Source organism: Rhodopirellula sp. SH410 (assembly GCF_055811895.1).
This window is the reverse complement of sequence record NZ_CM147949.1, coordinates 6,314,115-6,327,533: the sequence shown is the minus strand read 5'-3', so window position 1 is coordinate 6,327,533 and position 13,419 is coordinate 6,314,115. Positions and strand designations below refer to the sequence as shown.

Sequence of the window (13,419 nt, the reverse complement as noted above, 5' to 3'; positions counted from 1 at the left end):
CTGATGGGGCTTTTGTCCACAGCCTTAGTGAGAGCGCGCAATCTGATTGCGCGCTGTTAAAAGAAGTTGTACGAACCGGCCAGGCCGCAGGCTACTCGTGGCGGAGGGCGTCGATGGGATTCATACGGGCGGCGCGGATGGCGGGGTACAGGCCACTGCCCAGTCCCACGGCAACAGCGATCACGACGGCAAGCGGAATGGTTTCCAAAACGATTGTGGGCTGAGAATCTCGAATCGCACTGGGCAGTACCGCAAATTGCTCCGGGAAGCCCTTGGCAATGAGCAGGATCGCACCGCGATACATCGGCGGGCCGAGGAACCCAAGAACGATTCCCAGTGCAGCACCGGCGAAAGACAGCAAAATGGTTTCGACCAAAAACTGTCGCACAATATCGCGGCGGCGAGCGCCCAAGGCACGGCGGATCCCGATCTCGCGGGTCCGTTCGGTGACACTGGCCAGCATGATGTTCATGATCCCGATGCCGCCCACTAAAAGTGAGATGCACGCAATCAAAACGCCAATCCCCAAAAACATCAATCGCAGGTTGCGAGCCTGTTCGAGTAGCTCAAGCGGTACGACCACGGCGATGTCGCCCGCGTCTCGGTGCTTCGCCGCCAGAATGTTCTCGATCACCTTCGCCGTCGGTCGCACTTGGCTGACCCGCTCTACCTGCATCGTGATCTGGTTGAGTTCCATGATCTCGATTTGAAACTGACCGCTACGGCGGGTGACGATCGTGTCGCCAATTCGCTTTTGCATGGTTTCAATCGGGATGTAGACGTCTCGATTGAAGTCTTGAGAATCGAGTGAACCGCCGATTGCGGCCGATGCACCACGCGATTCAAGCACACCGACGATGCGGTAGTAATCGGTGTGTTCGGGAACGTAAATGCGCTTGCCCACGGGATCTTCGTAGGGGAACAACCCCTCGGCGATACCCGATGCAATGACGCACACATTCTCCGCTCTCGCGCCGTCCGCATCGGACAGGAACCGGCCGCCACGCCGCCGTATCTCGAGCCGGTTGACGGTTTGGTATCCTGGCGTGCATCCGACCAGGCGTCCCGAAATGAGTGCATCCCCATGGGTGAATTGGCGTTTGATCTCGCGGATCGGCACTGCTCGGTCGATCATCGGCAACGTGGCAATAATCTGATCGAGTTCGTTGCGTGACAATCCATACTTGGACGCCGACGAGCCCGCGAGTTTCTCTTCGGGCGGTTTCACCGAGCGGACAATGATCGTGGTCGCACCGAGCGACTCGATCTGCTTCTGCACCTGGTTGCTCGCTCCTTGACTGATCGCGGTCAACACAATCACCGACCACACGCCGATGAGGATGCCGAGCATGGTCAGGCCGGTGCGCAGCGGATGCAGCGTCAGACTCTTGACGCCCATGCGGATCGTTCGCAACCATATCAACATTGGTGAACCACCTTCATGAGAGTCCCTGCTTATTCTTCACCGCGAGTGCGGCGGCGGCTTGCAGTTCCCGCGCGGCCTGCCGTCGGTCGTCGCTGACGGGTTCGTCACTGTGGAGCATGCCGTCTTTCAGTCGTACGATCCGGCGAGCACGCTCGGCAACATCGTCCTCGTGGGTCACCAGGATAATCGTACGTCCTTCGCCATTGAGTTGATCAAAGATTGCCAGGATCTCGTCCGTCGTGACACTATCAAGGTTCCCGGTGGGTTCGTCGGCGAGAATGAAGTACGGATCGTTAACGAGACTGCGTGCGATGGCGACGCGCTGTTGCTGTCCACCGGAAAGTTGATTGGGGCGGTGATCGAGTCGATCGCTCAGTCCGACCCGTTCGGCCAATTCAACGGCGCGGGCATACTCTTTGGCACCGAGCAGACCCTGGTAATACAGCGGGACTTGAATGTTTTCAACGACGGTGAGCTGTTGAATTAAATTGTAGGATTGGAACACAAATCCAATGCGGCGACTGCGGATGTCGGCGAGCTCATCGTCAGACATCAGACTGATATTGTCGTCGCCGAGAAAGAGGCTGCCGGCGGTGGGTTGATCGAGGCAACCGAGCATGTTCAATAACGTACTCTTGCCGCTACCCGACGGACCCATGATGGCCACGTAGTCGCCTTGCGGAACATCAAACGACACGCCCCGCAGAGCTCGAACCGTCTCGCTCTTGAGCACATACTCTTTCGTCAAGCCATCGATCCGCGTCGCGAGTTTCGCCGTGGGGGCTGGCTTGGACGTTTGGTAAGGCGCTGCCCCCGGCGTCTCGAGCGATGGTCGCGAGGTTGATGATTTACCCAAACGCTGCAGGAAGTTTCTCATGCGGCCGGTTGATCAGTTTTTTCGGATGTCAATTCCGCAGCTTTCTTCGCCTTGCCGCGTCCGGATGTCTGAGTCGACTGCGGACCCGATTGGTCAGCTCTCCCGTCCTTCCGATCGGCGGAATCTGCATCGCCAGTGGAGACTGGCTGAATCTTTCTGATCATATCACTGTTGTCCTCGGCAGTGACTTCGGGCAGATCCATCAACGATAGATGCTCGCGAAGATTCAATACCGCCTTATCACCGGCAACGAGTCCTTCGGTGATACTGGCCATGGTGTCGTTGGTAGCGGAGATCTTCACCTGGCGAGTTTCGAAATCCTGTTCACCGGTTTGTATCAAGGCGAACATCTTCTTGTCGTGTTCATAGACCGCTTGGATCGGTACCTGCGTCGCGTCGGGCAACTGTTCAACGAACACTTCCACTGCCGCGGTCATCCCCGTGCGAATGTGTTCGGGAGGATCGGTAATCTCGACAATGACACCGTACTCCTTGATCGACGAACTGAACCAGCTGCCTGGTTCGGCATAGCGATTGACTTTCGCAACATGTCCGGTGAGCACCAGGTTGGGCAGAGCATCGATGCGGATTTTGACAGGCATGCCCTTTTGAAGCAGCGTGATACGTGACTCGTTGACCTTGCAGCGAACTTGCATTTTACTTGGATCGGGCAACCGGACGAGTGTTTGCCGCTCACGGACGAGAGCTCCCGCCTCGACGACAAACTCCGAGTCGCCTCGATGGCTCTGCTTGTTGGCGTGAACGACAACACCTTCGGTCGGCGCGACCATCACGCAGTTGGCGATCTGTTGCTCAATCTGCTTGAATTCCTGCTGTTCCTCCGAAAGTTTCTCTCGGGCCGCCGTCAATCCGGCTTTCGCCGCTTCGATATCACTGTTGAACTGCACCAGCATTTTGCGTTTGGTCAAATCCTGCAATACGCGTAAACGGCCCTTGGCACCATCGAGTTGGTTGCGGGTATTGGCGAGGGCAAATTTGTCGGCTTCGAGCTGCAAGGAATTGACCAGTCCTTTGGCGACGAGTCGCTCGCTGCTCTCAAGGGCCAATTGTGCCTTTCGCATTTCTTGTTCGGCGATCGCCATTTCACTGAGAATCGCTTTCTCCTCGGTCAGAAATAGACCTTCGAGATATTCCTCTCGGGAAATCGTCGCCTGCTCCAGAAGAGCTGCCGCCGTTGCCACGGTCGCCTCGGCTGTGATGACTTCGATCCGATCCTCTTTCAACTCAATCTCAAGGTTCGACGAGTCGAGTTCGACGAGTTTGTCGCCCGCGCGAACGTGCGTGCCCTCATCAATCACCCACAGAATGGCCGTTCCGGAATTGCCGCGAGACTCGATCTCGCAAACCACCTCGGTGTTACTGCTGCTCTCGATCTCGCCCTGCTCAACGATCGTGTGATCGAAGGGGCCCTGGATCACCTCACTGATGAGCAGGTCGTCGGGGGAAATCCGCTTGCTACGCTCCTTATACACGTCGTACGCGTACCAGCTCGCGCCACCGGTGATGGCTAGCAGGACTAGCAGGATAATCTTCACGCCTCCACAACGGGATGTTGCGACGGAACGACATCGACTCGAAGTAGTGATGAACATGGCGGGGCGGGGGGAGCGAGGAGGGGGGCCAGAGGCTGCAAGCGTGTTTGCTTTCTCTAGGTAGGGCTTTCCCTGGTTTAGGGGTGAGTCTCGCTCATGGACGAGCGCTATCAACGGGGCCATTCGCGGGAAAAACAACGCTGAGCAACCATGAAACCCCGGTCAACGGGAAACCGATCGGTGGTTTCTACAAAACTCAGCCCAAAAAATCATTGAAGTCTGCTCTCGGCATTCACTGCCGAGCAGCTTGGTAACCGGTGACCGTACTCGTTGGCTAACGCGGTAACGGACCCAGTTCTAGGACGCAACCAGCCAAAAATATGGGGGCCGCGATAGGAGTGGATGTCTGAGACAAAACGTTAGGCATCAAAGTATTGATTCGAGCCAACGTGGAGTCCCGGTTCTATTTTAGCCCGTAATTCCTCAGGATCGAGCGAAAACTTCGCGTTGATTTCAACTTTCACGCCATCGGCGACTGTTCCACCCGCCTCCACGATCCATGATCGGTACAGGTCCACCATCGCCTGACGTGCCAGGGATGGCGTGTCGGTCTCCGCCCCGTCGGCGTTTTTGACTGGCGCGAACGCTTGGGCTGGTTTGACTTCGCAGATAATCGTCCGCTCCGCCGCAGGCAATAAATCGAAGATGAACTTCTCAAATTTGGTCGCATTCGGAGTTTTCGGCTGTACAGTTTGGGCTGATTCGTCGAGATAGGGAACCTTCTTGCTGGCTCGGTGAAACGGCAATGCGGCGTCGCTGCCTCGCTCGCGGTCGAGAAAGGCGACGTCGAATAAGTGCACCGCAATGCTGCCCGCCCACAGCTTCAAGCCGCCCTTTTCGTCCCTCGTCTCGGCTGCCTCGTCAGGCAGATCGCTGTACTCGATGACGTGTGTTCGCCCGTCCACCTCGACCACGTTGCCGACTTTCTCCGTGGGATAGCGTTTGCGGATGACCTGCGACGTCATCTCACTGCCGGAGAGCAGGTGATGTCCGATAAATTCGGGATCGCAGAGCGTGACGAGCGGGTTGTCGACCTGGAAGTAGAACAGATGCCGGTGTCCGCTGGCCTGCATGCGTTCCAGGCACCCATTGCGGTCCAGGGCGGTGAGTGTGCCGCCGTGTCCATCGGGGCTCAGTGCGAGCGAGTCTTTTTCGGCTAACAGGAGTTTTCCCGTCTGCGCATCGACCGCCGGCATCGTGCCCTGCTTGAAAATCACGACCTGGTCGGCCGCCAGTCCGAGATTGTCGTTTTCCTCAAAGTAGGCCCGCGTGGGGGCATCGGTCGCTTCGCTGGTCATCAAGTACCAGGGAATGGTCACGCCGTAACGGCGTCCGGTCGCGATCAAACGATCCGCAAAAATTTGAAACAGTGTGCGTTCGCTCAGCGGCCCGATGGGAAACATGCCCTTGGGGGAATCAAAGCCGAGTCGTGTGCCTTGACCGCCCGCCACGAGGATGACGGCGATTTCACCGGCACGCAGCGATTCCTCGCCACGCTGGCGAGCCTCCGCAGGAGACCACGACACACCGCTGCCGTCAGCGGATACGGCCATCGGCAACGTCGCCCCACGCGCCATTTTCGCGTAGTCGGTGGACTGTTCATCGCCACCGACCAAGCGTGCGAGTTCGGCGAGGTTGACCGCCTGGATCTGCGCCGCGAGTTGTTCGCGAGCGCTGGAGTCGAGCTCGTCCCAATGACGCAGGACCTGCGTCTGGTCGTAGGGAGCGAGAATGGCGGTGAGTTCGTCGCGGGTGTTAGTCATCGAAGAATCAGTAGGTGGTAGCTATGCTCGCCAGAGCGTGGACAATTGAAATGGGTAGCCTACGCTCGTCAGAGCGTGGGTTTCGAGCTGAATGCGGTTTCCCACCGTCTGCCGACGGTCGCTATGGAACAATGCTTTCGAACGCAACCTATCGCGCAACCACGAGGGCTTTGTCGCTGATGTCTTTGCGGCACCAGGCACCCTGCCAGCGAATTTTCGCCACGGCTTTGTAGGCCTGTAACTTGGCCGCACTGATGGAATCGCCCATCGCGGTAACGCCGAGCACTCGTCCCCCCGTGTTGACGACCTTGCCATCGACCACGCTGGTGCCGGCGTGGAACACTTTGACGTCTTCCAGCTCGTCGGCGGCCTCGATCCCTGTGATCGTGTGTCCCTTTTCGTAGGACGCGGGATAGCCTTCGCTGGCCATCACGACGCAGATGGCCGGGCGTGGATCGAACGTCAGTTCATCGAGCTCTCCCAATCGTCCTTCCACGGTCGCTAGCATCACATCGACGATATCGGTTTGCAGTCTCATCAATAGCGGCTGGCACTCTGGATCGCCAAAGCGAACGTTGAATTCGAGCACTTTGGGGCCGGCCGGCGTGAGCATCAATCCGGCGTACAGCACGCCTTTGAAGGGACGGCGGGCGCGTTTCATGGCGTGCACGATCGGCACGAGGATGCCGGACTCCACATCCGCGAGAGTCTGTTCGTCGAGTACCGGTGCGGGACTGTAGGCCCCCATGCCGCCGGTGTTGGGGCCGCGGTCGCCGTCGAGAGCCGGTTTGTGATCTTGAGCGGTGGGGAGGGTGACGATTGTTTCGCCGTCGGTGATCGCCAGGACACTGACCTCAGGGCCGGTCAATCGTTCCTCGATGATCAGTTCCTTGCCTGCGGCACCGAACTCTTTGCGGGCGGCGATCCGATCGATCGCTTCGAGCGCTTCGCTGCGTGTCGCACAGACAACGACTCCCTTCCCGGCAGCCAATCCGTCCGCCTTCACAACCACATTGACGGGATCATTGGGCTCGCTGTAGCGGTCCTTGATGTATCGCATGGCGTCATCCGCTGAGCGAAACGTGCGGTAGTCTGCGGTGGGAATATCCGCCGAACGCAGCAGGTTTTTGCAAAAGACCTTGCTGCCTTCCAGTTCGGCAGCTGCCTTGGATGGACCGAACGCCTTCAACCCGGCCGCTAACATGTCGTCGACCAAGCCAGCGACCAGCGGCGCCTCCGGGCCGACCACAACGAGGCCAACATTGTTGGATTTAGCAAATGCAATCAATGCCTCGTGATCGTCTTGAGCGATCGCGACATTGATCGCATCGACCCCGGTGCCGGCATTGCCAGGCGCGACAAACACCTTATCAACGCGTGGGCTTTGATTGATTTTCCAGGCTAATGCGTGCTCGCGACCGCCGCTGCCGACGATGAGAACATTGAAAGAAGGCATGGACCAGAGGGGGCGAAAGGAGCGAAGAGGGGAAGGTCGGATGATAGTAGGAAACCAATGCAGAATGGAAAGACGTACGCCGCCAATTTGCCCGTTCCCACGATTATTTGATCGTTTTGTTGTGTCGAAATGACTGCCGGGTTTGCTCGCCACTGAGCGACGAGTGACCCGGGGGTGGATTCTACCTCGATTTCGCCTCCATAGGGAGATGCTCGCCCTATCCCGCGTCTACGGGACGCCGGCCCGTGTCGAGAGAGGACCGGTAGACAGCCGAAAGGGGCTGCCAGTCATGCAAGCAATTGCGATTGGTGAATAACCCGCCGCTACGCCGAGTCAGCCTCTGCGGCCTGCGTTTTTCTCGCCAGCAGTATCGCATCGACTGAGATACAACCAGGCCCGGTCACAAAGATGACTGCGTACACCGCCAGATAGCTCGCCGCGAGTTCTTTGACTTTCCAGGGATCGGCCCCGTGAACGACGAATAACGCAATGACCATCGTGAACGCGAGCGGAATGACCGCCAGTCGAGTGCCGAGGCCCAGGATGAGTAGGATCGAGCAGCCGACTTCGGCTCCGATCGCCATCAACAGACTCAGTTGGCTGCCAACCCCGATCGGGTCCGGAAAGGAATCGGAGATCGCTGAATAACCCATTGCTTTCTGAAGGCCGTGAACCAGCATCAAGCAACCAAAGATGACACGCAGAGCGAATAGGCCAACGGCGATTTGTTTGGGAGTACCAAGTCGCATTGAGATTGATCCAAGGAAGGGAAGGTTGGGGGGGGGGGCGAGGGTACGATCGAAGCGTCTGATTCTTGGAGATCGGTCACCCGGATTCATGTTTGTGTTGGAACCGATAATCGGGTCAAGAAAACTCGCGGTCAATCGGCACGCTCTCGCGAGCGAAACAGCAATTCATTCAAACTCGCCAGCTCATCAACAATCTGTATGACGGGACGGTTTTTTAGCTGCGAAGCAGATCCGATCAAGTCAATCCAGTGAACCGCTTGGGCATCGCCCTGCACGAGTTGGCGAAACGCGGCGGGTCAGGCATGCGGCTGAACGAGTTCAGCCGGCTGATTTCCCCTGGTGTGCTTAGATGCCATTGATCTTGCCCGTCATCATCAATGACGGGCAAGATTTCGTGGTCTCACCAGTGCCCCGGGCATACGAGTCTGTGCTCGATTTACTTACTCGTTTTGTCCGGCAGCGGTTTGTTGGCCCATAAGGAGCATCATCATGCCCGCTCCCTGTTGCTTGCCACCGTAGGTGTAGCCAGCTTCGAGGGCGCGAGTGATTCGCTCTTTGCTCTCGGTCAGGTGGGCGAGTGTGTAGGCGTCCATCTTGCCCTCGCACTTCTTCATCGTCGATTCCATCGACGCGGCGAGAGCGCGTAGTTCCATGCGGGCAAGATTCGTGATGGGGCTATATGCCGCCGTGCTCGGTGAATCCTCGAGGATCAGGTCAACGAGCCGCTGCAGGTGTTCGCGTTGCAAGTTGCGACGCAGTGACGAAATCATCGGATTGCGATCATTCCGCCCTTCGGGGCACGGTTGCTCGAGTTCGGTCCACACCGCCGAGGTGATGCTGCCGAGCAATTCTGGCAGCGTCAACGCTTCCGTTTCCGCACGCAGTCGCATCTCGTTGTCGTAAACACGGCGGAGTGTGGTGGGGTTCATCAGCAGAGTGAGGGCTGAGGCTTGCATGTCGAGCACGCGATCATGGATCGGCCAGGTCGCCTCGGCCGACATTCCCGAGCTATGTCCACCGTCGATCCATTTGTCGACTCCGAGCCGCTCGAGAATCACCGGCGAGAGGCCGTATGCATCGTCACGGAACGTCGTCTCGATGACGAACATGAGTGCATCACGTTGGTCTTTGGCAGGCACGACTTCCACGGGAACTCGATTGCCCGGGTCGCCTTTCTTGTCGCGATTGACGAACGCACCGCCGACCCAGTTCGCCATCATGCTGACCGCTCGCATCTGCAGTCCGAGGGTGAGTTCGTATCCACGGCGGGCCTTGGCCCAGCTGTCACCGTCTTTGACGAACTTATCGAGCAGCCGGCCGCGATACAGTTTGACGAGTTTCATTTGCTCGGTCGCGTGAGCCAGTGGATCTTTGGCAAAATCGTAGCGACGGGCGTACGGATCAGGGCCGCTGGTGTCCTCGTCGGTGGCGTACTGCAGTTCAGGCTCGGCGCAACGTTTGAGGATTTTCTCGAGATCGGCATCCTTCATCGTGTAGCCGTACTCGATCGCCCAGTAGTCATAGGGGCCGATGTCGATCATGGTGTAATCACCTTGGACATCTCCCGTTTCAAAACGGTAGTTGATCGGATTGTAATCCATCACCGACGACGCAAAGGGGAGTTTGCCCTTGACCTCTTTGCTGTTGACTTCCTCCAGCGTTCGCAGTGCGGAGGCTTTGAAGTTGTGACGCAGGCCGAGAGTGTGACCCACTTCGTGAGCGACGAGATCGGCGAGCAAGGGGCCGACGAACCATTCCGGCATGCCGTCGAGCATCTCTTCTTCGTCCTTCTTGACGGTCTCTGCGACGTCTTTCTTGTCGAGTGTTTTCTCGCCTTCTTTTTCGTCGTCAGCTTTGGCGTCGTCTTTCTTGTCAGCCTCGGGTTGGGCGGGGTCGTCCTTGGTCTCGCCGTTTTCAGATTTTGCCTTCTCGGCAGCTTCTGCGTCTTCCTTTTTCTTCTTTTCCGCTGCCTGCTTTTTGTCCTGTTCCGCTTCGGTGTCAGCGTGCAGCGACAATGCCCAATCCATGCGAGCTAGCGCGAGATCCATGCTGCGGCCGGTAGCGGCCATGCATAGACCGTTCTTTTGGCTGACATGGCCGATCAGACCATCGTACTCTTGGTCTCCCAACATGGCGGGATCCGCCTGGGCCATCATGTATCCGGCCATCGGTGATGCGGCTTGGCGAGCATATTTCGCACGCAACGAGTGCACGTCTTCGGGGGCCCCCATGCGGACGCGTGGATCCCAGTTGGGTCGCGTTCCCAGCCACGCGAGCGTTTCGGCACTGACCCCTTCCATCGCCAGGTTGGGCATCAGGTCAGCGTAGTTGAAATTGAAGTGCCGGATCCAACCGTCGGTCAGGATGATGTCCGCATCGAGAATTTGTCCTGTCTCGGGATGCACTCGACTCGGGCCGATTGCGGTGCCGACGTCGTTGTTGAGCCAGCGCACGAAGTTGTAGCGTACGTCTTCAGGATCCTTCTCCATATGGATCTTGCTGACCGCGTCCTGGTATTCGACCACGATCGCGTCAACGATCCCGACCTTTTCGAACGCTTTGTTCCAGTAAGCGATCCCCGCTTTGATCCAGCGACGGTATCGGACCGGCGTGGTGTACTCGACGTAGAACCGGATCGGTTCCTTGGGGGGGCTGAGTTTGAGTTTGGGGTCGCGTTTCTCCAGGTTCCAGCGATTGATATATCGCACGCGAGTTTCATCGTCCTCGTAGAGACTCAGGTCCGAGAACGACGTGGTGAAGAATCCGACCCGCTCGTCCGCCTTGCGAGATTTGAATCCCGAACTGGCGCTAGGTACTTCGCTGAACGAATAGTGGAGCGTTTGCAGCAAACCACGCGAACCGACGACTTCAAACGCTAGTTCTACGTTTTCAGGGAACACCTTGCAGGACTCGATCGAGTACAGTCGTGGGTTGGTCACCCGCACTGCACCGCCAAAGAACTTGCTGGCGTTGCCGATCAGCAGGCTATCCATGTCGATCACGGGACCGCCGGCGGGGCCCATCGCGAGAATCGGTACGTCCAAGAGGACCGTGTCGGTGAACAGGCGTTTCACGGATGCCTTGGATTCGGCATCACCCGTGGCCCGGATATTGAGGTTGGGGACAATCAATGCGATGCGGTCGTCGTATCGCCGCCATTGCACGACCCAGTCGCCTGACTGTAACCCAGCGTAGCGGTCACCGCTGCTGAGTGTGAGGGCGACAAAGTAGCTCTTGCCTTTGAAGTTTTTAGGCAATTCCCCGATCACTGCCGAGTCTTTCTCGCGTTTCCAGATATTGAACAGACCTTTGTCAGTCTGTTGATCGGACACCTCCACCTTCTCGAATCCCTCGGAGATCTTCGAGAACTCAGGCAAATCAGCGGCATGGACCGTCGATGGGGTGGCGATCGCCAGCCCTGCGATGGGGGCTGCGGTCAGTAAAGCCAGGGTAGGGACGGTAAACAGACGAGTGATTCGCCGGCGAATTCGGGTCATACCAAAATGTCCAATCGGTCCGGGGTGGGAGCCAGAAACGGCGGAGGAAGGAGCGACAATACGCTAGTCTACGTCACAACTTGGCAATTTGGGTCGCCATGAGGTGCCGATTCCACCTGTTTTAGCCGATATTACCGCTCCCATGCAAACAGATTGCCACCGCGAACGCGGTTTTGGAAGTGGCTCCCCCTGCGAAATGACCCGATCGCATTCCCGATTTTGAGGACGCTCGCTACGCCGCCAAAGGAATTCACCTCCGGCGGACTGTCTTCATGCCACCAACGCACACTGTCGCCAGCGCACACTGTCGCCAGCGGGCACTGTCGCCGGCGGGCTACCGACCCAGCCACGGCATCGCATCAGCGACGATGCGATCGCGGACGGGTTCGGGCAATGACTTTTGATAGCTCAGCGGCCGGGCGCTGTGGTCATCCGGTCCAATGTCGTCGAGCGGAAACGGGTCATGGAGGATCGCGTCGGCTCTCTGTTGGTTGAGCGAACCCGCGGGAGGTAGGCAGGATCCGCTGCGACATCCGGCGACGACCAGCGAAAGCAAGAGGCACGAAGCGATCCCCAGGGAAAACGTGGTGCGCATGGGATCTTCTATCCGTGAAGTGGGGGAGGTGGTAGATAGTTCATCATTTCGGAAATGCCACTGGCACGGCGTCACTGCAAATCTCGCGTCTGCAGTGGTGAAGGGTTCAGGAGGTCGGATCAGCGCGGCATTTCGGGTTGAATCGCACAGCTCGTTTAAAATGAAAGGTACCGTAGCCAATTACGACATCGTTGGCCGGGGACGTAGGCGACCGGTTGGCCCCACAAACCCTGCCCGACTTGGACCGTTAAGGCTTCTTGGCCAAAAGTGACCAAGCTCCCAACGGGTGCGGCCGACGGTGGGCTGATGACGGTTGCCGGAGGCGGCATGGTGATGGGCGGTGCTACCGTCATGGGCGGTGCTGCCGCCATGGGCGGTGCTGCCGCCATGGGTGGCATCACGGCGGGGGCTGCAATCTCAGCCGGTGGCGGAGTGTACGGACTGGAGTAATTGATCGGCGCGATGCCACCGCACGCATCGCCGTAGGGACTCATCGCTGTGTACGGGCTCGGCGGTGTGATCAACCGGCAGTCCGCCATGGTGGCATAGCCACCGTTGGATAGTTGCGGAGGGGCGACGGGCGCGTAGTCAGCGATGGGCGGGGCTGAGTAGGAGGGCACGCTGGGCGTGGAGCTCGGCAGCGACCGAGGTGGCGAGGTGGCTGATGGTGGCGGGACGCTCTCGTTGAAGCGAAGGCTGGGGGGTGAGAGCGGCGATGAATCGCTCGGCGGCAGGGCCGTTCCTGGCGATGACAGCTGGGGCGGCGTGTTGATCGGCGGCGGTGCAAACTGCGTCGGCACCTGGTTCAGTTGCGGTGGTACCATCACGCCGTTAGGCGGTGCACTGAACCCGCCGGACTGCATCGATACCTGGCGGACAGGAGCATACGAGTGGGTGGCTCGCGGTGGCGGAGTCTCGGCAGCGTGGTATCCCGTTTCGGTGTACTGGCCGCGGACCGAGTACCGGTCGACCGCGCTCTCGCTGCCGATCGGTTGAAAGGGCAGGGCTGAAGTTTGGGCCGATACTGTTTGAGTTTCCAGGGGATTGGAGGCGACACCATTGACGATATAGAAAAACGTCGTGAACAGCAGGACTTGAAACAGCCCGACTGAACTCGATTTTGATTTGGTTCTGGTGTTCTTTTTCCGTCGCATGATTTGCTCCTACTTAGCAGTTCCATCCTCTGCCGCTCATCACATTGATGAGTTCCGTACGCAGCAACCATTTCGCGACGCAACATAAAGTCAAGGCAGGTTTTTCGCGTTCGGGCCCATCGAGTGGGGCTCGCGACTGTGAAACTTTCCTGTGAAACCGCTGGTACACAGTTGTCCCGCGTACCGCAATTTTCATCCTCTAGCGTTATCAAGAAACGCCGGAGCGGTGCAAGGCGAGAAAGTGCGCACCGGTGCAGAAGTTTTCGTATGGAATTAGCCGATGGGCGCT

At 58.3% G+C, this 13,419-nt stretch carries 9 protein-coding genes; all 9 read right to left on the bottom strand.

Annotated features, from left to right (window positions below; all coding sequences use genetic code 11):
- Positions 1-91: 91 nt before the first annotated feature.
- Positions 92-1,423: an ABC transporter permease gene (locus tag SH410x_RS23210; protein WP_473677381.1), complete on the bottom strand. Its 1,332-nt coding sequence runs from the start codon at positions 1,421-1,423 to the stop codon at positions 92-94.
- 16 nt (positions 1,424-1,439) lie between these two features.
- A complete protein-coding gene (locus tag SH410x_RS23205; RefSeq protein WP_473671173.1) occupies positions 1,440-2,303 on the bottom strand; it encodes an ABC transporter ATP-binding protein in 864 nt (287 codons plus the stop codon).
- Positions 2,300-3,916: an efflux RND transporter periplasmic adaptor subunit gene (locus tag SH410x_RS23200; RefSeq protein WP_473671171.1), complete on the bottom strand. Its 1,617-nt coding sequence runs from the start codon at positions 3,914-3,916 to the stop codon at positions 2,300-2,302. The genes SH410x_RS23205 and SH410x_RS23200 overlap by 4 nt, the downstream gene beginning before the upstream one ends.
- A 359-nt stretch (positions 3,917-4,275) precedes the next feature.
- On the bottom strand, positions 4,276-5,679 hold the full coding sequence (locus SH410x_RS23195) for a UTP--glucose-1-phosphate uridylyltransferase (RefSeq protein ID WP_473671169.1): 1,404 nt from the start codon (positions 5,677-5,679) through the stop codon (positions 4,276-4,278).
- Between the two features lie 148 nt (positions 5,680-5,827).
- Positions 5,828-7,135 carry a phosphoribosylamine--glycine ligase gene (gene purD, locus SH410x_RS23190; protein ID WP_473671167.1) on the bottom strand — a complete coding sequence of 436 codons (1,308 nt, stop codon included), beginning with the start codon at positions 7,133-7,135 and terminating at the stop codon, positions 5,828-5,830.
- A gap of 323 nt (positions 7,136-7,458) precedes the next feature.
- A complete protein-coding gene (locus SH410x_RS23185; protein ID WP_473671166.1) occupies positions 7,459-7,884 on the bottom strand; it encodes a DoxX family protein in 426 nt (141 codons plus the stop codon).
- A gap of 440 nt (positions 7,885-8,324) precedes the next feature.
- The gene (locus tag SH410x_RS23180; RefSeq protein WP_473671165.1) at positions 8,325-11,381 is read right to left on the bottom strand and encodes a zinc-dependent metalloprotease; all 3,057 of its coding nucleotides are present in this window, start codon (positions 11,379-11,381) and stop codon (positions 8,325-8,327) included.
- 334 nt (positions 11,382-11,715) lie between these two features.
- A complete protein-coding gene (locus SH410x_RS23175; protein WP_473671163.1) occupies positions 11,716-11,976 on the bottom strand; it encodes a membrane or secreted protein in 261 nt (86 codons plus the stop codon).
- A 155-nt stretch (positions 11,977-12,131) separates the two neighbouring features.
- Positions 12,132-13,130: a hypothetical protein gene (locus SH410x_RS23170; protein WP_473671161.1), complete on the bottom strand. Its 999-nt coding sequence runs from the start codon at positions 13,128-13,130 to the stop codon at positions 12,132-12,134.
- Positions 13,131-13,419 lie beyond the last annotated feature (289 nt).